The sequence below is a fragment of the Azospirillum sp. genome, assembly GCF_050789165.1.
Map to the genome: position 1 here is coordinate 125,782 of NZ_JBOZRT010000047.1, position 22,153 is coordinate 147,934.

Sequence of the window (22,153 nt, forward strand, 5' to 3'; positions counted from 1 at the left end):
TGGTGATGCTCCTCCTGGTCGCGGCGCTGGCGGCGGGCGGCTACTGGTACACCCAGGTGGCGCCGCAGGCCGGCGCCACGACGGCCAAGGCGGGGGGCGGCGCCAAGCCGTCCATCCCGGTGGTGCTGGAGGCCGCCGCGGTGAAGGCGGTGCCGGACGACCTGTCCACCATCGGCACCGTGCAGCCGATCGCCACCGTCGCCATCAAGGCGCGCGTCGATACGGTGGTGGACACCGTGCACTTCACCGAGGGGCAGGAGGTGGCGGCCGGCGACCTGCTGTTCTCGCTGGACGACCGGGCGCTGAAGGCGCAGCTGCGCGTCGCCGAGGCGAACCTGGAGCGCGACCGCGCCAACTTCGAGAAGGCGCGCGGCGACGTCGTGCGCTACGGCGAGCTGCTCCGCAGCGCCGTCGCCGCCCGCCAGCAGTACGACGCCGCGGTCGCCGCCGCCAACGCGCTGGAAGGCACGGTGAAGGCCGACCTCGCCGCCATCGAGAGCGCCAAGGTCTCGCTCAGCTACACCCGCATCTACGCGCCGATGGCCGGGCGCACCGGCACGGTGAACGCCAAGCTGGGCACCATGGTGCGCGCCGCCGACGCCACCCCGCTGGTCACCATCACGCAGCTGCGCCCGATCAACGTCGCCTTCAACGTCGCCGAGCGCCATCTGCCGGCCATCCGCACCGCGCTCGCGGCCGGCAAGCTGAAGGTCACCGCGGGCATCTCCGGCGGCAAGGGCCCGCGCGCCGAGGGCGAGCTGACCTTCGTGGACAGCCAGGTCGACCAGCAGAGCGGCACCATCCTGGTGCGCGCCACCTTCCCCAACGCCGACACGCTGCTGTGGCCCGGCCAGTTCGTGGACACGGTGCTGACGCTCCGCGTCGAGCCGCAGGCGCTGACGGTGCCGGCGGTCGCGGTGCAGACCGGGCAGGAGGGCCGCTTCGTCTACGTGGTGAAGCCCGACAACACGGTGGACATGCGCGCCGTCACGGTGGCCCGCACCTACGGCGACCTCGCCATCATCGGCAGCGGCCTGACCGCCGGGGAGCGCGTGGTGGTGGACGGCCAGTCCCGCCTGTTCCCCGGCGCCCCCGTCGCCGAGCGCGGCCCCGGTGACAACAAGGGCGGGGCCAAGACCGGCAACGCGGACGCGGCGAAGCCGACCCAGTCCGGAGGGCAGTCGTGATGAACATCTCCGAGCTGTGCATCCGCCGCCCGGTGATGACCATCCTGCTGACGGCGGCGCTGGTCCTCGCGGGTCTGGCAGCGTACCGGCAGCTGCCGGTGGCGGCGCTGCCGCGGGTGGACTTCCCGGTCATCAGCGTCTCGGCCTCGCTGCCCGGCGCCAGCCCGGAGACCATGGCGGCCTCCATCGCCTCGCCGCTGGAGCGCGAGTTCGCCACCATCGCCGGCATCGACACCATCACCTCGTCCTCGACGCTGGGCAACACGTCGATCACCATCCAGTTCGTGCTGGAGCGCGACATCGACGCCGCCGCCGCCGACGTGCAGGCGGCCATCGCCCGCACCCAGCGCCGCCTGCCGGCGGAGATGACGACCCCGCCCAGCTACCGCAAGGTCAACCCGGCCGACCAGCCGATCCTGTTCCTGTCGCTGCGCTCGCCCACGCAGACGCTCTCCACTCTGAACGACTACGCCGAGACCATCGTGCAGCCGCGCCTCTCGACCCTGGAGGGTGTGGCGCAGGTGCAGATCTACGGCTCGCAGAAGTACGCGGTGCGCGTGCAGATCGACCCGGATGCCCTGTCGGCGCGCGGCATCGGCATCGACGAGGTGCAGAAGGCGATGGCGTCGGCCAACGCCAACACCCCGGTCGGCACCTTGTCGGGTGCCCGCCAGCAGCTCGTCCTCGCCGCCAACCCGCAACTGCCCAACGCCGAGGCGTTCCGCGACCTGATCATCGCCTTCCGCAACGGCGCGCCGGTGCGCATGGGCGACGTCGCCACGGTGCTGGACTCGGTCGAGAACACCCGCATCGCCAACTGGTACAACGGCACCCGCGCCATCACGCTGGCGGTGCAGCGCCAGCCCGACGCCAACACGGTGGAGGTGGTGGACCGCGTGCGCGCCCTGCTGCCCGCCTTCAAGCAGCAGCTGCCGCCCAGCGTCGAGATCGGCGTAACCAACGATCGCTCGCAGTCGATCCGCGAGGCGGTGGAGGACGTGCAGTTCACCCTGGCGCTCACCATCGGGCTGGTGATCCTGGTGATCTTCCTGTTCCTGCGCAAGCTGTCGGCGACGCTGATCCCGGCGCTGGCGGTGCCGATCTCGCTGATCGCCACGGCGGCGGGCATGTACAAGCTGGGCTTCTCCATCGACAACGTATCGCTGATGGGCCTGACGCTCGCCGTCGGCCTCGTCGTGGACGACGCCATCGTCATGCTGGAGAACATCGTCCGCTACATCGAGGAGGGCATGCGCCCGTTCGAGGCGGCGCTGAAGGGCTCGCGCGAGATCGGCTTCACCATCGTCTCGATCACGCTGTCGCTGGTGGCGGTGTTCATCCCCATCCTGCTGATGGGCGGCGTGGTGGGGCGCGTGTTCCACGAGTTCGCGGTGGTGGTGACCATGTCCATCGCCGCCTCGGCCTTCGTGTCGCTGACGCTGACGCCGATGCTGTGCTCGCGCTTCCTGACCCGCGAGAAGCACGGGGAGGAGGAGGGGATCTTCGGCCGCGTGCTGGAGGGCGGCTTCAACGCCATGCTGCGCGGCTACGAGACGACGCTGCGCGGGGCGCTGCGCTGGCGGGCGATCACCGGGCTGGTGTTCCTCGGCACCATCGCGGGTTCGGCCTACCTGTACAACGCCATCCCCAAGGGCTTCTTCCCGACGGAGGACATCGGCCAGCTGTTCGTCACCACCGAGGCGGCGCCCGACATCGCCTTCCCGGCGATGGCCGAGCTGCAGCGGCAGGCGGCGGCGCTGGTGCAGCAGCACCCGGCGGTTCAGTATGTCAACGCCGCGGCCGGCGCCGGCGGGCCGAACGCCACCGGCAACGCCGGGCGCATGTTCGTCGCCCTCAAGCCGCGCGACCAGCGCGCGCCGGCGCAGCAGATCGTTCAGGAACTGCGCCGCGACATGCAGAAGATCCCCGGCCTCGCCGCCTTCATCCAGCCGGTGCAGAACCTGCGCATCGGCGGCCGCGCGTCGAAGAGCCTGTACCAGTACACCGTCCAGGCGCTCGACCTCTCGGACCTGTATGGATGGTCGCAGAAGCTGGAGCGCGCGCTGCACGACGTGCCGATCCTGCAGGACGTGACCAGCGACCTGCAGCTCAACAGCCCGCAGGCCTACGTCCACGTCGACCGCGAGAAGGCGGCGACCCTGGGCGTGGCGGTGGACCAGGTGCGCTCGACGCTCTACAGCGCCTTCGGGCAGCGGCAGGTCTCCACCATCTACACGCCGTCCAACGACTACCAGGTCCTCATCGAACTGGACCCGAAGTACCAGCAGGACGACAGCGCCCTGTCGCGCGTCTACGTCCGCAACACGGCGGGCAAGCTGATCCCGCTCGACGCCTTCGCCCGCGTCGACCGCACCGCCGGCCCGCTGTCGGTGAACCACCAGAGCCAGTTGCCGGCCGTCACCCTCTCGTTCAACCTGGCGCCCGGCGCGTCGCTGGGCGACGCGGTGGAGCAGGTGCGCGCGGTGGAGCAGCGGCTCGGCCTGCCGGCCACGGTGACCACCGGCTTCGCCGGCACCGCGCAGGTGTTCCAGGACGCCCAGAAGGGGCAGGCGCTGCTGATCGGCGCGGCGGTGCTGGTGATCTACATCGTGCTGGGCGTGCTGTACGAGAGCTTCGTCCACCCGCTGACCATCCTGTCCGGCCTGCCGGCGGCGGCGGTCGGCGCCCTGGCGACGCTGCTGGTGTTCGGGCAGGAGCTGAACGTCATCTCGGTCATCGGCATCCTGATGCTGATCGGCATCGTCAAGAAGAACGCCATCATGATGATCGACTTCGCGCTGGAGGCACAGCGCGAGCAGGGACTGTCCCCGCGCGATGCCATCGAGCGCGCCTGCGTCCTGCGCTTCCGTCCGATCATGATGACGACCATGGCGGCGATCATGGGCACGCTGCCCATCGCCGTCGCCCACGGCGCCGCAGCCGAGCTGCGCCAGCCCCTGGGCCTCGCGGTGGTCGGCGGCCTCGTGGTGTCGCAGGTGCTGACGCTCTACATCACGCCGGTGCTGTTCCTGTACATGGAGGACGCCGGCCGCCTCGCCGCGCGCCTGCTGCACCGCCGCCCGGCACACGACGAGCATGGCCACGCCCTACCGGCCGGTGAGGATTGATGAACGACGTCCCCCTGATCGTCGCGGTGGCGCCGAACGGCGCCCGCCGCGGCAAGGCCGACCATCCGGCGCTTCCCATGACGCCGGACGAACTGGCCCGCGAAGCCGCCCGCTGCCGGGAGGCCGGCGCGGCGATGATCCACCTGCACGTCCGCGACGCCGAGGGCCGGCACACCCTGGACGCCGACGCCTACCGCGCCGCCACCGCCGCCATCCGGCGCGCGGTGGGCGACGGGCTGCTGATCCAGGCGACCACCGAGGCGGTGGGGATCTACACCCCGGCGCAGCAGATGGCGGCGATGCGTGACCTGCGGCCCGAGGCGTTCTCCGCCGCCGTGCGCGAGCTCGTGCCGGACGCCGCCGCCGAGCCCGAAGCCGCGCGTTTCCTGGCTGAACAGGCCGGGATGGGAACGCTGATCCAGTACATCCTCTACGACGCCGACGACGTGCGGCGCTTCGATGATTTGCTGGCGCGCGGCGTGGTGCCGGCGGCGGGCGCGAGCGTGCTGTTCGTGCTGGGCCGTTACAGCGCCGGCCAGCAGTCGGACCCGCGCGACCTGCTGCCCTTCCTGGCGGCCTGGACCCGGCCGCTGCCCTTCGCCGTGTGCGCCTTCGGCCGGCGCGAGGCCGCGTGCGTCGCCGCGGCTGCGGCGTTCGGCGGACACGGCCGCGTCGGCTTCGAGAACAACCTGCTGCTGGCCGACGGCGGCACGGCGCCGGACAACGCGGCGCTGGTGCGGCAGGCGGCGGACCTCGCCCCGCTGCTCGGCCGCCCGCTGGCGACGGCGGAGCAGGCGCGGGCGCTGTTCGCTGGAGCTCATACCTAAGGCGTATTCCCTTAACGGAATACGCCTTAGGCGCAAGTCGGCCGTCCTCCGAAAGCACACAGGCGCTATTACCATAGATTGCTTCAAAGCCGGGTTAGACTTTGGCATAAGGTCTTCAAGCGAAGTCGAGCGGCGAAAGCCGGATCGGTTTCGGGGGAGGAAACGCCAATAGTTAAATAAATAGAAAAAACTGAAGCCCGGCGCCTACGGCGGCCGGGCTTTTTCATGTCTTCAAGCTGAAGCGGTATTACCAGTGGGTGGAGCGCTGGCGCGGACGCTCGTCTTGCTGGATTGGATAGAGTCTCGATGATGGGGCGGGCGATCTTTAGGCGTGCTTCATCCCGCGCCGGCCGCGCGGGCGGCGCAGGCCGGCGGCGCGGATCACCTCGGCGAGGGTGCGGCGCAGCTGTTCGGGCTCGACCGGCTTGTGCAGGATGGTGAAGCCCTCGGTCTTGCTGTCGAGCACGCACTCCGGGCTGTTCTCGCCGGTCAGCATCACCGCCGGGATGTGCGTGCCGAAACGCGCGCGGATGGTGTGGATCGCCTGGGTGCCGGTGCGCCCTTCGCGCAGGCGGTAGTCGGCGACGATCACGTCCGGCGCCCGCGCCGCGTGGGACAGCTCGCTCACCGCCTCGTCGCAGGACTCCGCGGTCATCAGCGTGTAGTCCCACTGCTCCATCAGGGCGCGCAGGCCCATGAGGATCACCGGGTTGTCGTCGATCAGGATGGCGAAGACGCCGCTGCCGTCCAGCCGCTCCGGTGCGTCCGGTCCCACCGCCTCGACGCGGTCGAGCGGCACCTCCACCGTGAACACGGACCCCTGGCCGGGCACGGACTGTACGTCCACCGTGTGGTCGAGCAGCCCGGCCAGACGCCGCACGATGGCGAGGCCGAGACCGAGGCCCTGCTTCTGGTCGCGCTCCGGGTTGGCGAGCTGGTGGAACTCGGTGAAGATCTCCTCCAGGCTCTCGGGCGGGATGCCGATGCCGGTATCGCGCACCGAGATGGCCAGCCGCGCGCCGCGCACCGTGCACTCGACGCCGATGGCGCCGTGCCGGGTGTAGCGGATGGCGTTCTCGACCAGGTTGCGAACCATGCGGCCGAGCAGGTTGGGGTCGCTGTGCACCGCCACGTCCGGCGCGCTGACCGACCACCCCAGCCCCTTGGCGGCGGCAACCCCGGCGTAGCCGGAATCGATGGAGTCCATCAGGTCGGAGATCGGGAACGCCTCGCGCTTGGCGTGGACGATGCCGGCGTCGAGCTTTGAGATGTCCAGCAGGCTGTCCAGCAGGCCCTTCAGCGCGCCCAGCGCCTTGTCCATGTGGCTCAGCACCTCGTGGGTGCGGCCGTACTCCTGCCCGGTGGCCAGCGCGGCCGAGAACAGCATCAGCGACTGCACCGGCTGCCGCAGGTCGTGCGTCGCCGCGGCGAGGAACTTCGACTTGGCGCGGTTCGCCGCCTCGGCGGCGATGCGGGCGGCGACGGCTTCCTCCTTCGCGGCGATGATGGTGCGTTCCATCTCGATGCGCGCCGTGACGTCGCGCATGATCGCGGTGAAGAAGCGCCGCCCCTCGGCCGTCCAGGCGCCGATGGAGATGTCGACGTGCACCTCGCGCCCGTCGGCGCGGTGCACCCGGGTGCGGCCCTCCTCGAACTGCTCCAGCCGCACGGCGATGGGGGTGTCGACCAGCGCGCCCTCGACGCTGCCGAACAGCGTGTGCGCGGCGCGGTTGGCGGAGTGGATGATGCCGCTCTCGTCCACCGTCACGATGGCGTCGGTGGCGGTGTCGACGATGGCGCGGTAGCGCGCGGCGCGGCCCTGGCGCAGCTGCCGCTCGCGCCGGACCGAGACGGTGATGTCGTGCACCTGCAGCAGGCAGCCCGGGCGGCCCTGAAGCGGCTTGGTGATGATCGACTGGTGCGTCGGCTGCGTCTGGTCGCCGACGCGGCTGCCCAGCGGCAGCAGGTTCGGGTTCAGGTAGTGCGAGACCACCGACGAGGTGCCGAAGGCCAGCGTCTCTTCCACCGCGCGCGCCAGACGGCTGTCGGCGAGGTCGGGGAACAGGGCGAACAGCGGCTTGCCCAGAACGTCCGCGGCGCGCAGGCCCGACTGCTCCGTCATCCAGCGGTTCCAGCCGCCCACCGCCTGCGCCTCGTCGAGCACGATGATGCCGATGTCGAGGTCGTCGAATCCGGCTAGAGAGTCGATGTCGGACATGGCGGCGCCCTTAGGCCCGGCCGGCGTAGGGCGCGATCATCGCCGCCACGCTCTGGCGCAGCGCCATCAGTGACGAGACACTCATGACGATCAGGATGAAGCCCTTGATGCCACGCTCTTTCATCGTGAAGTCGACGTGGAAGACCATCACCTGGTCCGACTCCGTGGTGCCGCCGTAGGTGAGGATCTCCAGCGCCGCGCCATAGATGACCCGCGGCAGCGAGGTGGTGATGCGCTGGTGCAGCATGTTGGCCAGCGTCGACAGGCAGCTGTTGATCAGGATGTTGCCGATCTCGCTCAGCGCCTCCTGCTCCATCTCGATGATCTCGTCCAGGTCGGCCATGTGCGGCAGCACGGCGCGCACCAGCTCCAGGCTGTTGGAGACCGGGAAGACCATCACAGCGGCGCCGGAGAAGCTGCCCTGGAACTCCTCGCCGACGGCGACCAGCTGGTCGTCGGCGCGCGTGGTCAGCGCCGCGGCGGCGGAGGCGCGCGGCACCACGTGCACCTTCGGCACGGTCAGCGACACGCCGCCCTGAACCATCTTGCTGAGCGTCACCGCCGCCTTGCTGACCGAGACGTTGACCAGTTCGGTCAGAGCGTCCGTCTCCAGTTCACTGAAGGAATCCAGCATGGCGCGGCCCCGCGGCTCAGGCGCTGCGGCGCTGCGCGGCGGGCGCGGCGACGAAGCCCGCCAACGCGTCGCGGGACACCGGCTTTTCGAGGAACGCGGCGCCGAGATCGCGGGCGCGCTCCAGCACGTCGGTCTGCGCGTTGGCGGAGATGATGGCGATCGGCAGGTCCGGCCGGCGGGCGCGCAGCCGGGCGGCCAGTTCCAACCCGTCCTCGTCGGGCATGTTGAAGTCGATGAAGGCGGCGCTCAGCGTGTCGACGCCGTCCACCCGGTCGGCCTCGGGGCCGGTGGCCGCTTCGAGAATGGCACAGTCCGGGTGCAGGTCGCGCAGTGCCTGGCGCACCACCATGCGGGCGAGCTTGCTGTCGTCCACCACAAGAAACGTTTCCGCCATAATGCGCCTTGCTATCCTGCCCGCGTCGGTATTGCCGCCGCGACAAGGCCCCGCGCACCGTGTTGTTGGACACGCACACGCCGCAATGCCGCGAATGTTCTCCTATTCCAAGATTGATCAAATAGGGGTTTACCCAGGGCCGTCAACAAGAAGACGGTCATTAGCCCGTTTGGACGGGTGCGTCATGCGTGCTGTATAGGCGGATATGCAGAGCGTTTTTCTTAAGTTTCGCTCGTCTGGCGGAAGGTTTTGTTTGCAAGCGGAAAGCGCGGCGGCAGCCGGAAGTCCGGCGCCGCCCTTGAATATGGAGAGGTCGGCTATTCGGCGGCGGCGCGCCGATCCGCCTCGGCGCTCGCGTCGGCGCGGGGGCGGCGCTGAACCAGCAGGTTCGCGGTCCAGAGCAGGACGTCCTCGCCAGACTGGTTGCGGGTGACGACGCGCACGCGGACCACGCCCTGGTCCGGGCGCTTCGTGGAGGGGCGGACCTCCAGCACCTCGCTCTCGGCCGTCAGCGTGTCGCCGGCGCGCACCGGGCGCGGCCAGGCAAGCGATTCCACGCCCATGCCGATGAAGCCGCCCGCAAAGGTGTGGGGGCTGTCGACGATCATCCGCATGGTCAGCGCCGCGGTGTGCCAACCGCTCGCCGCCAGACCGCGGAACACCGTGTCCTTGGCCGCCTCGGGATCGAGGTGGAAGGGCTGCGGGTCGAACTGGCGGGCGAAGGCGAAGATGTCCTCCTCGCTCACGGTCACGGAGCCGCCGGTGTGGCGATCGCCCGGCTTCAGGTCGTCGAGGTAGAGCATGCGTCCGGGGCTCCTCGGCCGGAATGGTGGGGAGACAGGTCTGTCTCATGGCTTGCGATGGTAGAGACAGGTCTGTATCATGTCAACGCGGTTTTCGATGGGTGACACGATGAGCGACGACGGGCGCCGTACGGCGCGCGAGCGGATCCTGGACACGGCGGCGGAGCTGTTCTACCGCGAGGGCATTCGGGCGGTCGGCATCGACACCATCATCGCCCGCTCCGGCGTGGCGAAGATGAGCCTGTACCGGAACTTCGCCTCCAAGGACGACCTGATTTGCGCGTGGCTGGAGGACACCGACGCCATGTTCTGGGCGTGGTGGCAGGGCGTGGTGGCGCGCCACCCCGGCGACCCGCGCGCGCAGCTGAAGGCGCTGTTCGCGGCGCTCGGCAAGTGGTCGGCGCACCCAAAGTTCCGCGGCTGCCCGTTCATCAACACGATGGTGGAGTTCCGCGACACCGAGCACCCCGGCCGCGCCATCGCCGAGCGCCACGCCCGCGTCCTGCGCGACCACCTGCGTGATCTCGCGGCGCAGGCCGGCGCGCGCGAGCCGGAGGCGCTGGCGGAGCATCTGCTGCTGATGATGCAGGGCGCCTACGCCGGCGGGCGGATGCTGGGTCCCGACGTGGCAGCCCGCGCCATTCCCGCGGCGGCGGCGGTGCTGATCGACGCGGCGTGCGGTCAGGACGCGCGGTAGCCGGCCGCGATCTTCGCGTCCAGGTCCGGGTTGTTGAGCATCAGCGCCTCGACGGCCAGCAGGAAGGCGGTCTCTTCGATCTGCAGGTGGCGCTCCAGCCGGTCCAGGATGTCCCAGCCGAAATGGACGAAGGCGCCGTAGCTGTCCTCGTCGAAGCCGTCGCGCAGCGCCAGCGCGCAGTAGCGTTGCAGGCGCTGGCCGATGGGGCGCATCGCCTCGTGCTCGTTGAACAGGTGCTGCACCATCTCGTGCCCGCCGGAGTTGGCGATCAGCGGGAACAGCACGCGCTCCTCGAAGTCGAAGTGGCCGGTCAGTTCGGTTTCCAACTCGGTGTTGAGGTCGGCGACCAGGGTGCGGACCTCCCCATCGAGCGCGGGGATGCCGCGGGCCTCGGCCTGCTCCAGGTGCGCCTCGAGCCGGTTGAGGAGCGCGGCGGTGCGGTCGTGGTCCTCGTTGATGAGGCGGCCGGTCTGGGAAATGGCCTGCATGGGGGACCCTCCTCGGTCCAAGCGGTCAGCTGCGGCGCAGAATCCGCCCGACCACGATGAAAAGCAAGCCGTGCGCCGCCATCCAGGCGAGCGCGGCCAAGGGGAACAGAACGTCCGGCACCAGCCATCCCGCGGCGACCCGCAACAACGCGGCGCCGCCGACCAGCCCCACGGCCAGCGTGGCGGCGGGCGGGAAGTCCGGCGGGCAGGCCTCGCGCTGCAGGGCAACGCGCACCATCATGGCGCCCGCCAGCGTGCCGAGCGCCGCCGTGCCCAGCAGGTGCCAGCCGGCGCCGCCGGGCAGGGGGGCGACGCGCTCCACAGCCGCCGCGAGCCAGCCGAGGCCGAGCCACGCGGTGCCCAGGTGCAGGCTCCACAGGTCGGGCCGCCCGAGCACCGCCGCCGTCCGCCAGCGCGCCAGCCGCAGCCACGCCGCCAGCCCGATCACCGCCGCGCCGGCGGCGCCGGCCTCCGGCAGCCAGCCGGTGGCGACCGAGGCGGCGGCGAGGACGCCGCCGGCGATGCCGATCCACTCGACGCGCGGCTGCACCCGCTCGACCAGCAGGCCGCCTTGGCGGCGCACCTCGCCCGCGGTGGCGGCGGGGATGATGCGGCCGCCCATGACGAACAGCAGCAGGCCCACCACGTGCAGGGCGAACAGCGCGCCGGTGCGGCCGTCGCCGCTCCAGTACAGGGTCTCGGCCACGGCGAAGGCGCCGACCAGCGGGCCGAAGACGGCGTTGTGGCCGCTCTTCGCGGCGCGCAGGAACGGCCAGCCGCCGAGCGCGAACAGCACCAGGGGGTAGGCCAGCGTCATCGGAACCGCCAGCACCGCCGGCAACCCGGCCAGCACCGCCGCCCGGCCGAGCAGCCACGCCGCCACCGCCAGCGCCAGCGCGCCGCGCGACGGCTTGGTCAGCAGGAAGCCGCCGACCACCGCCAGCGCGTAGCCCATGACCATCTCGTGCGCGTGCACGGCGGGCGTCCAGGCGGCCGGCAGCAGGCCGGCGTAGGCCGCCGTCCAGTACGGCACCGACAGGCCGGCGTAGGCCAGCGCCAGCGGGAAGAACACCCGGTGGCCGCTCGGCCGGCGCGCGGCGGGGGCGTCTAGGCCCACGCCGACAGGTCCACCAGCGCCGGGTCGTCGGCGTGATCGACCAGGATCGCCTTCACCCGGCCCTGCCACAGCGCGCGGAAGCACTGGGCGTCCTCGGCCGAGCCGGCGCCGTTCAGCACCGCCGGCAGCAGATCGCGCGTCTCTGGCGACGCGGGGACGGCGGCGCCGCGGAAGCTCGCCTGCACACCGGCCCCGGTGTCGAGGCGGCGGAAGGCCACGTCGCCGGTGATGTTGGCGCCGAAGAACAGGCGGTCGCGGCGGTCGAAGTGGCCGGCGATGCCCTTGAAGCCGTCGTCGCCCGCCGCCCCGGTGAGCAGCGCCGCCACCCGGCCCATGACGCCGGTGGCGCTGGTGGTCTCGGCCTCGCGGAAGTGCACCTGGATTCCACCGCGCTCCGGCAGCGTGTCGCCGTAGAGATGGTTCAGCGCCTTCACCGTCATCAGGTAGGCGCCGGCCAGCGTCGGGCAGGAATGCCCGGCGAGCCGGACGGCGTCGGCGTAGCCGTACTCCAGCACGCCGTCGTCGCTCGCGCCGAGGAAGGCGCTCAGCGGGTCGCGGACGCGGATGCGCGGGGCTTGGTCGTAGAAGGCGGGGAAGGACATGGGGGCGATGGCTCCGGCCGGTGAGGGGAGGGCGCACGCTAGCCCGGCGCGGCGCCGCCCGATTTGACCGCGGACAAACCGTCGCGCGGTTGCCTCCGAGTCGCGCCCGGTGTCGCGCACGATTCGGAAATGGTTCGGGTCCGGATAGTGCCGTGTCTCACGCTTGTCTGCAAAATGTCCTGTCTCGGGCAGAACAGATCGGAAAAACGGCGTAGCTGATGTCGCAGTCTGCCCTTGCCGCTTGACTTGGCCGGACGCCTCACTGAAAAAGCCAACTACTCCTATCGATCGTATGACATCGGATCGGGCGCTTTTTAGTGAATATTCACGGCACTCTGGCCCTGGCGGGCACGAAAGAGCGTTCGGCGCGGTTTGCCCTTGGCGCTCTCCTGATGATCGGGGCCAGTCTGGCCGGGTGCGCGACCACCCAGCCGACCACCGTGGCGGACGCTCCGGCCGCCGAGGCGCCGATCAACCCCAACGATCCCCTGGCCCGCTGGGTCCCCTACATGCGCGAGGCGTCGGCCCGCTTCGACGTGCCGGTGCCGTGGATCCGCGCCGTGATGCTGCGCGAGAGCGGCGGCCGCGCCACCGTCAACGGGCGCGTCACCACCAGCTCGGCCGGCGCGCTCGGCCTGATGCAGGTGATGCCCGGCACCTACGACCTGATGCGCAACGCCTATGGGCTGGGCCCCGACCCGGCCGACCCGCGCGACAACATCATGGCCGGCACCGCGTACCTGCGCGAGATGTACGACCTGTTCGGCGCACCGGGCTTCCTCGCCGCCTACAACTGCGGCCCGAAGTGCTACGCGCAGCACCTCGCCGGCAAGCAGAAGCTGCCGCGCGAGACGAAGCTGTACCTCGCCGCGCTGACGCCGAAGGTCGGCAAGGACGAGCCGCGCATGCCGTCGGCCTCCAGCAGCGCCACCGCGGTGGAGGTTGCCGTCCTGCCGCCGAAGCCTGAACCCGCGAAGACCGAACCGGCGAAGGCCGAGCCGGCCCGCAACGAGGAGCCGGTGGCCCCGCCGCCGCCGGTCTTCGTCGCCGCCGCGCCCGAGCCGCCGCCCGCTCCGCCGCCGGCGCTGGCGCCCGCTCCCGCCCGGGAGAAGCCGCAGACGGCGCCGCTGCCCGCGCCCGTGCCCGCCCCGGTGCAGGTCGCCGCGGCCCAGCCGGCCGCCAAGGCGGCCAAGCCGAACATCCGCTACCAGATCGCCGAGGCGTTCCTGCAGCCGGGCATCGACCCGGATCGCGTGCAGATCCGCTTCGTCACCCAGCGCAGCAACGGTTGCGGCAGTCTGAAGGGCAAGGACAGCGTCTGCGTCGCCCAGACCCCGCCGAGCGCGCCGGCGCGGTTCTGATCGCCGGGAAACAAAGGCTTTCACACGGATTTCACGGATTTAGGCACGGATTGCACGGATCTCTCTTGATCCGTGCGGTGTGCCTGTTCGCCGTGAACGTGCGGAGCCGAAGGATTCCGTGTAATCCGCGCCTAAATCCGTGAAATCCGTGTAAATCTTGTGCGCGATGCTGCGGTTTAACGTTCCGCCACGCGCCTTTCCCTTGCCCGGTCCGCCGCGCCCGCCCTACCATGCCGGTAAACGCCCAAAGGGAGGATGCCGTGGACGAGACCGGTCTGAACAAGCGCGCCGCCAACCACCAGCCGCTGACGCCGCTCGACTTCCTGTGCCGTTCCGCGCAGGTGTATCCGACCAAGACGGCGTGCATCTACGGCGACTATCGTCTGACCTACCGCGAGTTGGAGCAGCGCGCCCGCCGCCTCGCCAGCGCGCTGGAGCGTGCCGGCATCCGCACCGGCGACGTGGTCTCGGTGCTGATCCCCAACACCCCGGCGATGTTGGAGGCGCACTTCGGCGTGCCCGGTTGCGGCGCGGTGCTGAACGCCATCAACACGCGGCTCGACTCCGCCACGGTGGCCTTCATCCTCGGCCATTGCGAGGCGAAGCTGTTCATCGTCGACCGCGGTTTGGCATCGGTCGCCCGCGCCGCGCTGGAGAGCATGGAGAGCAAGCCGCGCGTCGTCTGGATCGACGACCCGCACGCCCAGGGTGCCGAGCCGGTCGGCGACGTGGAGTACGAGGACTTCCTCGCCACCGGCGACCCGGAACGCCCCTTCACCTTCCCGGACGACGAGTGGGCGTCGATCGCGCTGAACTACACCTCGGGCACCACCGGCAATCCGAAGGGCGTCGTCTACCATCACCGCGGCGCGCACCTGAACGCGCTGTCCAACGCGCTGACCTTCGCGCTCACGCCGCGCAGCGTCTATCTGTGGACGCTGCCGATGTTCCACTGCAACGGCTGGACCTACCCCTGGGCGGTGACCGCGGTGGGCGGCACCCACGTCTGCCTGCGCGCCGTCGATCCCGCCGAGATCTTCCGCCTGATCGCCGAGGAGAAGGTCACCCACCTGTGCGGCGCGCCGGTGGTGCTGACCATGCTGATCCACGCCCCGGATGCGGTGAAGCGCGCGTTCGGCCACGGCCCGGTCAGCGTCGCCACCGGCGGCGCGGCGCCCCCGAGCGCGGTCATCGACAAGATGGAGCGCATGGGCTTCGCCGTGACCCATCTCTACGGCATGACCGAGTGCTACGGCCCCTCCAGCGTCTGCGCGTGGCAGGACGCGTGGGACGGGATGGCGCTGGAGGAGCGTGCCGTGCTGATGGCGCGCCAGGGCGTCAACATGGTGATGATGGCCGAGCAGACGGTGCTCGACCCCGCCACCGGCCAGCCGGTCCCCGCCGACGGCAAGACGCTGGGCGAACTGGCGCTGCGCGGCAACACGGTGATGAAGGGCTATCTGAAGAACCCGAAGGCGACGGAGGAGACGCTGCGCGACGGCTGGCTGCACACCGGCGACCTCGCCGTGCTGCACCCCGACTCCTACGTCGAGATCAAGGACCGCTCGAAAGACATCATCATCTCCGGCGGCGAGAACATCGCGTCGCTGGAGGTCGAGGAGGTGCTGTACAGGCACCCGCACGTCATGGAGGCCGCCGTGGTGGCGCGTCCCGACGCGAAGTGGGGCGAGACGCCCTGCGCCTTCGTGACGCTCAAGCCCGGCTCCGAGGATCAGGTGAGCGAGGCGGACATCATCGCCTACTGCCAGCAGAACATGGCGCGCTACAAGGTGCCGCGCACCGTGGTGTTCGGCCCGCTGCCGAAGACCTCGACCGGCAAGATCCAGAAGTTCGTGCTGCGCGACCAGGCGAAGGGGCTGTGACGCGGGCGGATCGGGCGGACCGGTAGAATCCCCTACCGCTCGCCCCGCTCCGGCGGTATTTTCACCGCCGCTTGAGCATTGGGGTTAGCGCCTGTGAGCATTCCTGCGGCGGACCGGGAGCCGGTGCGGCTGTCGGTCGTCATTCCGGTCCTCAACGAGTCCGAAAACGTGCTGCCGCTGCTCGACGAGATCGAGCGGGCGCTGGCGCCGCTGGGCTCGTTCGAGGCGATCTTCGTCGACGACGGCTCCACCGACGACACTGCGGCCATCCTGGCCCAGGCGGTGGCCGAGGGGCGGCCGGTCCGCCTGCTGCGCCACCGCAGGCGCTCCGGCCAGAGCGCCGCCGTGCGCACCGGCGCCAAGGCGGCGCGGGCCGTGTGGGTCGGCACGCTGGACGGCGACGGACAGAACGACCCGGCCGACCTGCCGGCGCTGCTCGCCCGCGCGCAGCAGGACGACCACCCGATGCTGGTCGGCGGCCTGCGCAAGAAGCGGCAGGACACCCTGTCCAAGCGCCTCGCCTCGCGCTTCGCCAACAAGGTCCGCCAGGGACTGCTGCAGGACGGCTGCACCGACAGCGGCTGCGGCATCAAGGTGTTCCGCCGCGACGTCTTCCTCGACCTGCCGTTCTTCGGCGCGCAGCACCGCTTCATGCCGGCGCTGTTCCGCGCGCACGGCCATCACGTCGCCTACATCCCGGTCAACCACCGGCCGCGCAACGCCGGCGCGTCGAAGTACACCAACCTGCGCCGCGGCCTGATCGGCGTGATCGACCTGCTGGGCGTCTACTGGCTGAAGCGCCGTACGGTGCTGTCGCCGGTGGTCGAAGACCGCGGAGGCCCCGCCGCATGATCGACAAGCTGGCCGCCTGGTACGCCAGCACCTCGACGACGGAGATGGTGTGGATCGGCGTCGGCTTCTTCGCCCAGGCGCTGTTCATGATGCGCTTCGTCGTGCAGTGGATCGCCAGCGAGCGCGTCCGCCGCTCCATCGTGCCGGAGACCTTCTGGTACTTTTCGATCGGCGGCGGCCTGCTGCTGCTGGCCTATTCGATCTACCGCGTCGATCCGGTCTATATGTTCGGCCAGGGACTCGGCCTGCTCATCTACTTCCGCAACCTGTATTTCGTCTGGACGCACAAGGGGGCCGACACCGCATGAGCGCCGCTCCGGACACCGTCCGCTGGGCCGGATTGGAGGGCGCCGCCGGGGCCCGGGTGCCGCTGCTGGCCTACGCGCTGCTGGCCCTGCTGGCGGTGGCGCTCTTCCTGCCGGGCTTCACCGTCGTGCCGCCCTTCGACCGCGACGAGTCGCGTTTCGCCCAGGCGTCCTACCAGATGCTGGAGAGCGGCAACTACGTCGACATCCGCTTCCAGGACGAGGCGCGCTACAAGAAGCCGATCGGCATCTACTGGCTGCAGGCCGCCGCCACCGCGCTGACCGGCGAGGCGGACAAGGCGATCTGGACCTACCGCATCCCTTCCATGCTCGGCGCGGCGCTGAGCGTGCTGCTGACCGCCTGGATCGGTGCGCGGCTGTTCGGGCCGGCGGCCGGCGTGCTGGGCGCGGTGATGCTGGCCGGCTGCGTCGTTCTCGGGGTCGAGGCGCGCATGGCGAAGACCGACGCCGTGCTGCTCGCCACCATCCTCGCCGCGCAGCTGGCCCTGGCCCGCCTCTACATGCGCCGTGACGAGCCGCGGGAGGGCCGCGCCGCCGCGGTGGCGTTCTGGATCGCCGTGGGCATCAGCATCCTTGTAAAGGGGCCGCTGGTGCTGCTGGTGTCTGGCGCCACGCTGGCGGGGCTGGCGCTGTGGGAGCGCCGGGTGGCATGGCTGAAGCGATTGAAGCCGTTGATGGGCCTGGGCATCGTCGCTGCGCTCGTCGCCCCCTGGCTGATCGCCATCGCCATCCAGAGCAAGGGCGCCTTCTTCGCCGAGTCCGTCGGGCACGACATGCTCGGCAAGGTCGCCGGCGGGCAGGAGGGCAAGGGACTGCCGCCCGGCTACTACCTGGGCACCTTCTGGATCACCTTCGCGCCGTGGTCGTTCCTGACGCTGCTGGCGCTGCCCTGGGTGTGGCTGCACCGCCGCTCGCCGGCCGTGCGCTTCTGCGTCTGCTGGATCGTGCCGACCTGGATCGTGTTCGAGGCGGTGCCGACCAAGCTGCTGCACTACACGCTGCCGGTGTTCCCGGCCATCGCCCTGCTGACCGCGCAGGCGCTGCTGGACGGATTCGCCCGCACCGCGGAGAAGCCGCGCCGGGCCCTGCTGTACGCCGCCGCCGGCCTCGGCACCGCTACCTGGGCGCTGCTGGCGGTGGCCATCGCGGTGGTGCCGTGGATGATCGACCAGCGCATCGCCTGGGCGGCGCTGGCCATGCTGCCACCGGTGCTGGCGCTGTACGTGTGGGGTGCACGCCTGGTCGTCCGCGGCGAGGGCTGGCGCGGCGCGGCGGCGGCGTTGGGGGCGGCGGCGGTGCTGTACGCGGCGACGTACGCGCTGGTGCTGCCGGGCATCGACGGGTTGTGGATCAGCCGCTCGGCCGCGCAGGTGGTCTCGGCGGTGCGGCCGTGCCCGGGCACCACGGTGGCGTCGGCCGGCTATTCGGAGCCCAGCCTCGTCTTCCTGGTCGGCACGCAGACCAAGCTGGTGAACGGCGAGGGGGCGGCGAAGCACCTGCTGTCCGACCGTGCCTGCGCGCTGGCGCTGGTCGACGTGCGCGAGCAGGCGGCCTTCCGCACCGCGCTGGAGGGCGTGGAGCCGAAGCCGCTCGGCGAAGTTCACGGCTTGAACTACAACAACGGCCGCCGCATCTCCCTGACGCTGTACGCCGCTCCGCCCTGAACCACGGGATCCCATGACCGCCACGCGCAACCGCACGCTCGTCGCCCTCCTTTGGCTGAGCATTGCGGCGCTGGCGGTCGCCCTGCTGATGCTCTACGTGGACCGGACGGTGTCGGCGGCAGCCCATCTGGCCCCGGAGACGGTGGTCGCCGTCTTCGCCGTCATCACCTTCTTCGGGTACAGCTGGCTGTGGTGGGGGCCGGCGGCGATGCTGTGCCTCGTCTTTCTGGCGCTGTCGCGCCGGCCGAACCTGCACGCGCTCTATTACCGCTGGGCGGCGGAGGCGGCGGCCTTCGTGGTCGTCGCGGTGGGCGGGTCGAGCATCATCGTCGGCATCATCAAGCGCGTGGTCGGCCGCGCCCGCCCCTACGTCGAGCTGCCGCCGGGGAGTGACGCGTTCAGCTGGTTCGTGCTGAACGACGACCTTCAGTCCTTCCCCAGCGGCCACGCCGACACCTTCCTGTCGGTGGCGACGGTGTTGTCCTGGTTATGGCCGCGCTGGCGCTGGCCGATCCTGCTGGCCGGCGTGGTCGGCGCCTTCAGCCGGGTCGTGCTGCACGTCCACTACGTCAGCGACATCACCGTCGGCGGCGCCATCGGCGTCGGCGTCGCGGTCTTCATGCGCGCGTGGTTCGCCGACCGCGGCTGGGCCTTCCGGCGGCGGCGCGACGGCTCGATCCGGCTGAAGCCGGCCGGGCGCTGGACGCTGATGCGGGTGCGGCGCCGGCTCGTGCGGCGGCGCGGCTGACGCGGCCCCGCCCTTCTTGCGGCTCGGCGGGACCAAGCGGGCTAATGCCCCCGCGCCCTGGAATTCCATCCGGACCTGCGGCCGAATGCGGGCTGACACCCCGATTCCGGCAAAGGTCCGCCCGCATGATTCGCACCCTGGCGCTGCTGTCTGCCCTCGCCGTGCTGAGCGCTCCCGCTCTGGCCCAGGACCAGAAGGTCCCGCAGTGGATGATGGACGAGGCTCTGCCGGTCGGCCCGCGCGTTCCCGTCGAGAACCCGAACGCCGTTGGCACCCGGCCGGCGTCGCGGCCCAACCACATGGCCAGCACCAACCAGTTCCACGCCGACACCAAGCCGAAGGTCGGCGCGTTGCAGCCGATGTACGGCTCGCGCAACTCGCTGCAGTTGGAGCGGTACAGCCGGCCCTCGGCCAACCAGCCGATCAAGGCGCCGCCGCGGGCGCGCTGAGCGTCCACATCTCCTCCGGCCGCCACAGCCACGCCGCGCCGCGCACGCCGCTCGAATCGCCGTGCACCGCGCGGCGCACCGGCGTGTCGATGCGGTCGGAGAAGCTCCAGCGCTCGATCAGCGGCGGCAGCGCCCCGTAAAGCGCCTCCACGTTGGACAACCCGCCGCCCAGGACGATGACGTCGGGGTCGAGAAGGTTGACCACCGTCGCCAGCCCGCGCGCCAGCCGCCCGCACAGCCGCTCCAGGGTCGCGCGGCACGCCGCGTCGCCATCCGCCGCGCGCGCCGCGATCGCCTCGGCGCTCAGCGACTCGCCGGTCACGCGCCGATGGTCGGCGGCGACACTGGGGCCGGACACGAAGGTCTCAAGGCAGCCGGTCTTGCCGCAGTAGCAGGCGGGGCCGGGGCGCTCGTCGTCGGCGGGCCAGGGCAGGGGGCTGTGGCCCCATTCGCCGGCCACCGCGTTGCGCCCGGACAGCGGCCGGCCGTGCACGACGATGCCGCCGCCGCAGCCGGTGCCGAGGATCGCGGCGAACACCACGCCGCAGCCCACCCCGGCGCCGTCCGCGGCCTCCGACACGGCGAGGCAGTTGGCGTCGTTCTCCAGGCGCACCGGCCGGCCGAGCGCCGCCGCGAGGTCCGTGTCGAGCGGCCGGCCGTTCAGCCAGGTCGAGTTGGCGTTCTTCACCAGCCCGGTGGCCGGCGAGAGGATGCCGGGGATGCCGACGCCCACCGTGGCGCGCCCCCCGGCCTCGGCCTCCAGCGCGGCCACGAGGTCGCGGATGGTGCGCAGCGTGCCGTCGTAATCGTCCCGCGGCGTCGGAACCCGGCGGCGCGCGCGCTGGTTTCCCTGCTGGTCGAGCACGACCCCTTCCGTCTTGGTGCCGCCGAGGTCGATGCCGATGCGCAACGCCGGATTGGACAAGGAGGGGCTCCCGCGGATTGGGGTTTGATCGCGACCGGCTCTATTGTAGAAGCAAGGGAGGAGACGGCGGGATCCGAAAGTGTCGGTCCACCGTCATAGCACCCAGGAACCGGAGCTTACCGATGCATCGCATGCGCGCCGTCACCGCGTCTGCTTCCCTGTCGTTCCGCCGCGCGGTGCGCGTGGCCTCCGCGCTGGTCGTGGCGGGCATCGCCGTCGGCGTGGCCCTGCCGGCCGACGCCGCCCAGTCGACGCAGAGCAAGCCGGCGCAGGCGAAGCCCACGCAGGCCAAGGCCAAGGCCAAGCCGACGGCTGCCGGCCCGAACGCCTGCTACAGCCGGTCGGAGCACGCGGCCGAGCAGCTGATCCGCATGCACACCGAGATGATGATCACCGGCCTGACCTGCAAGGACGTGATGCCGGAGAAGGCGCCGTTCGCCAAGTACCAGGAATTCACCGTCAAGAACCGCCCGACCATCTCCAAGGCCGAGGGCGAGCTGATGAGCCACTTCCGCCGCACCGGCAAGGGCAACGCCACCAGCAAGTTCGACACCTACCGCACCGAGGTGGCGAACGAGGTGAGCCGCCGCGCCTCGATCATCGGCACCGAGAACTACTGCAAGACCTTCGTGCCGCGCATTGAGAACGCCATCGCCCTCGGCCCTGACGAGGTGCGCACCCTCACCGCCGACGAGAAGGGCGCCGGCCTGATGCACCTCAGCCAGCAGCCGTTGTGCGACGTCAAGGTGGTGAGCGGGCCGGACCCCGTCGGCCCGGTGCTGGCCGCCGCCGAGCCGCCGCGCTCCAAGGCGAGCAAGAGCAGCAAGCCCGCCAAGTCCACCAAGTCCACTAAGCCCACCGCGCCGGCCAAGCCGAAGACCGCGGCGGCGGAGTCGTCCACCCAGACGGCCTCCAGCGAGGGCAAGCGCTAACCCGTCCTCAGCGCCGCGCCGACATTGAAGCCCCTCCGGCATCCCGCCGGAGGGGCTTTCCTTTTGTGTCCGGATCGCGCCGTCACATGTTCGTCATAGAACCCCGATGGCTATATATTTCAGCAGCTTGCCGCCTGCTTTTGCGGCACCCTCCGAAATTCGGAGGATGCCGGATGGATTGTGGTTTTCCCCACTTGCCGTAGACAATCCGTCGGGCTAACGTCCCGGACTCAAGGAATGTGCCCGGCGCGGACTACGCGCGGGTATTTGAACAGGTCAGGTCAGGGAGCGGCAGTTCACGTGAACGGGGACCCTCGCGTTCTCGCCTCGCTGCCCGTCCGTTTGCCACGCGCTGAGACGGGAAGAGGCTAATGGAATATTTCCTTCAACAGCTGATCAACGGGCTGACGCTGGGGGCGATTTACGGCCTCATCGCGATCGGCTACACGATGGTCTACGGCATCATCGGCATGATCAACTTCGCCCACGGCGAAGTGTACATGATCGGCGCCTTCATTTCGGTCATCAGCTTCTTGGTGCTTGGCACCGCCGGCGTCACCTGGGTGCCGTTCCAGCTGCTGATCGTGCTGGTGCTCGCCATGCTGTTCACCAGCGTCTATGGCTGGACCATCGAACGCATCGCCTACCGGCCCTTGCGAAATTCGCCGCGGCTGGCGCCGCTGATCTCGGCCATCGGCATGTCGATCTTCCTGCAGAACTACGTGCAGCTGGTCCAGGGTGCGCGCGTCAAGCCGATCCAGCCGGTGGTCACCGGCGGCCTGAAGCTGATGGAACGCGCCGACGGCTTCGTGGTCAGCCTCAGCTACCTGCAGATCTTCATCATCCTGCTGACCTTCGCGCTGATGTACGGCTTCACGCAGATCATCCAGCGCACGCCGCTCGGCCGCGCGCAGCGGG

At 70.5% G+C, this 22,153-nt stretch carries 21 protein-coding genes; 13 read left to right on the top strand and 8 right to left on the bottom strand.

The window, feature by feature from the left end:
- Positions 1-5 precede the first annotated feature (5 nt).
- Genes ACRWK7_RS10995 through ACRWK7_RS11005 form a run of 3 tightly spaced genes read left to right on the top strand, consistent with a single transcriptional unit; the run spans position 6 to position 5,142 of the window.
- A complete protein-coding gene (locus ACRWK7_RS10995; RefSeq protein WP_431856250.1) occupies positions 6-1,187 on the top strand; it encodes an efflux RND transporter periplasmic adaptor subunit in 1,182 nt (393 codons plus the stop codon).
- Positions 1,187-4,315, top strand: a complete 3,129-nt coding sequence (locus ACRWK7_RS11000; protein ID WP_431856274.1) for an efflux RND transporter permease subunit — start codon at positions 1,187-1,189, stop codon at positions 4,313-4,315. The genes ACRWK7_RS10995 and ACRWK7_RS11000 overlap by 1 nt, the downstream gene beginning before the upstream one ends.
- On the top strand, positions 4,315-5,142 hold the full coding sequence (locus ACRWK7_RS11005) for a 3-keto-5-aminohexanoate cleavage protein (protein WP_431856251.1): 828 nt from the start codon (positions 4,315-4,317) through the stop codon (positions 5,140-5,142). Before ACRWK7_RS11000 ends, ACRWK7_RS11005 begins: the two co-directional genes overlap by 1 nt.
- A 325-nt stretch (positions 5,143-5,467) precedes the next feature.
- On the opposite strand, the gene ACRWK7_RS11010 is transcribed toward ACRWK7_RS11005, so the two are convergent.
- The 4 genes from ACRWK7_RS11010 to ACRWK7_RS11025 form a co-directional block, all read right to left on the bottom strand.
- Positions 5,468-7,360: a PAS domain-containing hybrid sensor histidine kinase/response regulator gene (locus ACRWK7_RS11010; protein WP_431856252.1), complete on the bottom strand. Its 1,893-nt coding sequence runs from the start codon at positions 7,358-7,360 to the stop codon at positions 5,468-5,470.
- Between the two features lie 10 nt (positions 7,361-7,370).
- Entirely contained in the window at positions 7,371-7,994 is a 624-nt protein-coding gene (locus tag ACRWK7_RS11015) for a chemotaxis protein CheC (protein ID WP_431856253.1), read from the bottom strand.
- A 16-nt stretch (positions 7,995-8,010) separates the two neighbouring features.
- Complete coding sequence (locus ACRWK7_RS11020; RefSeq protein WP_431856254.1) at positions 8,011-8,388, bottom strand: response regulator transcription factor; 378 nt, start codon at positions 8,386-8,388, stop codon at positions 8,011-8,013.
- A 317-nt stretch (positions 8,389-8,705) separates the two neighbouring features.
- Entirely contained in the window at positions 8,706-9,191 is a 486-nt protein-coding gene (locus tag ACRWK7_RS11025; RefSeq protein ID WP_431856255.1) for a MaoC family dehydratase, read from the bottom strand.
- A 109-nt stretch (positions 9,192-9,300) separates the two neighbouring features.
- Here ACRWK7_RS11025 and ACRWK7_RS11030 point away from each other — a divergent pair, with 109 nt between their 5' ends.
- Positions 9,301-9,888 (top strand): TetR/AcrR family transcriptional regulator, encoded by a 588-nt coding sequence (locus ACRWK7_RS11030; protein WP_431856256.1) that lies wholly within the window; start codon positions 9,301-9,303, stop codon positions 9,886-9,888.
- On the opposite strand, the gene ACRWK7_RS11035 is transcribed toward ACRWK7_RS11030, so the two are convergent.
- From ACRWK7_RS11035 to ACRWK7_RS11045, 3 genes are read right to left on the bottom strand one after another with little or no spacing between them, the layout of a single operon-like run.
- Positions 9,873-10,376 (bottom strand): hemerythrin domain-containing protein, encoded by a 504-nt coding sequence (locus ACRWK7_RS11035; RefSeq protein ID WP_431856257.1) that lies wholly within the window; start codon positions 10,374-10,376, stop codon positions 9,873-9,875. The genes ACRWK7_RS11030 and ACRWK7_RS11035 overlap by 16 nt on opposite strands.
- 25 nt (positions 10,377-10,401) lie before the next feature.
- Complete coding sequence (locus ACRWK7_RS11040) at positions 10,402-11,493, bottom strand: NnrS family protein (RefSeq protein ID WP_431856258.1); 1,092 nt, start codon at positions 11,491-11,493, stop codon at positions 10,402-10,404.
- Positions 11,484-12,095 (bottom strand): hypothetical protein, encoded by a 612-nt coding sequence (locus tag ACRWK7_RS11045; RefSeq protein WP_431856259.1) that lies wholly within the window; start codon positions 12,093-12,095, stop codon positions 11,484-11,486. The genes ACRWK7_RS11040 and ACRWK7_RS11045 overlap by 10 nt, the downstream gene beginning before the upstream one ends.
- A 392-nt stretch (positions 12,096-12,487) precedes the next feature.
- On the opposite strand from ACRWK7_RS11045, the gene ACRWK7_RS11050 reads away from it, so the two are divergent.
- The 7 genes from ACRWK7_RS11050 to ACRWK7_RS11080 all read left to right on the top strand — a co-directional run bounded on the left by ACRWK7_RS11050 (position 12,488) and on the right by ACRWK7_RS11080 (position 19,378).
- Positions 12,488-13,456: a lytic transglycosylase domain-containing protein gene (locus tag ACRWK7_RS11050; RefSeq protein ID WP_431856260.1), complete on the top strand. Its 969-nt coding sequence runs from the start codon at positions 12,488-12,490 to the stop codon at positions 13,454-13,456.
- A gap of 230 nt (positions 13,457-13,686) precedes the next feature.
- Positions 13,687-15,339 carry an acyl-CoA synthetase gene (locus tag ACRWK7_RS11055; RefSeq protein WP_431856261.1) on the top strand — a complete coding sequence of 551 codons (1,653 nt, stop codon included), beginning with the start codon at positions 13,687-13,689 and terminating at the stop codon, positions 15,337-15,339.
- Between the two features lie 93 nt (positions 15,340-15,432).
- On the top strand, positions 15,433-16,191 hold the full coding sequence (locus ACRWK7_RS11060) for a glycosyltransferase family 2 protein (RefSeq protein WP_431856262.1): 759 nt from the start codon (positions 15,433-15,435) through the stop codon (positions 16,189-16,191).
- Positions 16,188-16,499, top strand: a complete 312-nt coding sequence (locus tag ACRWK7_RS11065) for a lipid-A-disaccharide synthase N-terminal domain-containing protein (protein ID WP_431856263.1) — start codon at positions 16,188-16,190, stop codon at positions 16,497-16,499. The genes ACRWK7_RS11060 and ACRWK7_RS11065 overlap by 4 nt, the downstream gene beginning before the upstream one ends.
- Positions 16,496-18,181, top strand: a complete 1,686-nt coding sequence (locus ACRWK7_RS11070; protein ID WP_431856264.1) for an ArnT family glycosyltransferase — start codon at positions 16,496-16,498, stop codon at positions 18,179-18,181. Before ACRWK7_RS11065 ends, ACRWK7_RS11070 begins: the two co-directional genes overlap by 4 nt.
- 13 nt (positions 18,182-18,194) lie before the next feature.
- Positions 18,195-18,929 (top strand): phosphatase PAP2 family protein, encoded by a 735-nt coding sequence (locus ACRWK7_RS11075; protein WP_431856265.1) that lies wholly within the window; start codon positions 18,195-18,197, stop codon positions 18,927-18,929.
- Positions 18,930-19,054: 125 nt separating this feature from the next.
- Entirely contained in the window at positions 19,055-19,378 is a 324-nt protein-coding gene (locus ACRWK7_RS11080) for a hypothetical protein (protein WP_431856266.1), read from the top strand.
- On the opposite strand, the gene ACRWK7_RS11085 is transcribed toward ACRWK7_RS11080, so the two are convergent.
- Positions 19,353-20,303, bottom strand: coding sequence for an ROK family protein (locus tag ACRWK7_RS11085; protein ID WP_431856267.1), 951 nt, complete (start codon positions 20,301-20,303; stop codon positions 19,353-19,355). The two genes, ACRWK7_RS11080 and ACRWK7_RS11085, sit on opposite strands and share 26 nt — an antisense overlap.
- A gap of 122 nt (positions 20,304-20,425) precedes the next feature.
- On the opposite strand from ACRWK7_RS11085, the gene ACRWK7_RS11090 reads away from it, so the two are divergent.
- Positions 20,426-21,235: a hypothetical protein gene (locus tag ACRWK7_RS11090; RefSeq protein WP_431856268.1), complete on the top strand. Its 810-nt coding sequence runs from the start codon at positions 20,426-20,428 to the stop codon at positions 21,233-21,235.
- 371 nt (positions 21,236-21,606) lie between these two features.
- The coding region (locus tag ACRWK7_RS11095) for an ABC transporter permease subunit (protein WP_431856269.1) at positions 21,607-22,153 on the top strand (547 nt) is incomplete at its 3' end.

Coding starts and splice junctions, on each gene's coding strand:
- ACRWK7_RS10995 (WP_431856250.1), top strand. CDS start 6: ATGCTCCTCCTGGTCGCGGCGCTGGCGGCGGGCGGCTACTGGTACACC.
- ACRWK7_RS11000 (WP_431856274.1), top strand. CDS start 1,187: ATGAACATCTCCGAGCTGTGCATCCGCCGCCCGGTGATGACCATCCTG.
- ACRWK7_RS11005 (WP_431856251.1), top strand. CDS start 4,315: ATGAACGACGTCCCCCTGATCGTCGCGGTGGCGCCGAACGGCGCCCGC.
- ACRWK7_RS11010 (WP_431856252.1), bottom strand. CDS start 7,360: ATGTCCGACATCGACTCTCTAGCCGGATTCGACGACCTCGACATCGGC.
- ACRWK7_RS11015 (WP_431856253.1), bottom strand. CDS start 7,994: ATGCTGGATTCCTTCAGTGAACTGGAGACGGACGCTCTGACCGAACTG.
- ACRWK7_RS11020 (WP_431856254.1), bottom strand. CDS start 8,388: ATGGCGGAAACGTTTCTTGTGGTGGACGACAGCAAGCTCGCCCGCATG.
- ACRWK7_RS11025 (WP_431856255.1), bottom strand. CDS start 9,191: ATGCTCTACCTCGACGACCTGAAGCCGGGCGATCGCCACACCGGCGGC.
- ACRWK7_RS11030 (WP_431856256.1), top strand. CDS start 9,301: ATGAGCGACGACGGGCGCCGTACGGCGCGCGAGCGGATCCTGGACACG.
- ACRWK7_RS11035 (WP_431856257.1), bottom strand. CDS start 10,376: ATGCAGGCCATTTCCCAGACCGGCCGCCTCATCAACGAGGACCACGAC.
- ACRWK7_RS11045 (WP_431856259.1), bottom strand. CDS start 12,095: ATGTCCTTCCCCGCCTTCTACGACCAAGCCCCGCGCATCCGCGTCCGC.
- ACRWK7_RS11050 (WP_431856260.1), top strand. CDS start 12,488: ATGATCGGGGCCAGTCTGGCCGGGTGCGCGACCACCCAGCCGACCACC.
- ACRWK7_RS11055 (WP_431856261.1), top strand. CDS start 13,687: ATGCCGGTAAACGCCCAAAGGGAGGATGCCGTGGACGAGACCGGTCTG.
- ACRWK7_RS11065 (WP_431856263.1), top strand. CDS start 16,188: ATGATCGACAAGCTGGCCGCCTGGTACGCCAGCACCTCGACGACGGAG.
- ACRWK7_RS11070 (WP_431856264.1), top strand. CDS start 16,496: ATGAGCGCCGCTCCGGACACCGTCCGCTGGGCCGGATTGGAGGGCGCC.
- ACRWK7_RS11075 (WP_431856265.1), top strand. CDS start 18,195: ATGACCGCCACGCGCAACCGCACGCTCGTCGCCCTCCTTTGGCTGAGC.
- ACRWK7_RS11080 (WP_431856266.1), top strand. CDS start 19,055: ATGATTCGCACCCTGGCGCTGCTGTCTGCCCTCGCCGTGCTGAGCGCT.
- ACRWK7_RS11090 (WP_431856268.1), top strand. CDS start 20,426: ATGCATCGCATGCGCGCCGTCACCGCGTCTGCTTCCCTGTCGTTCCGC.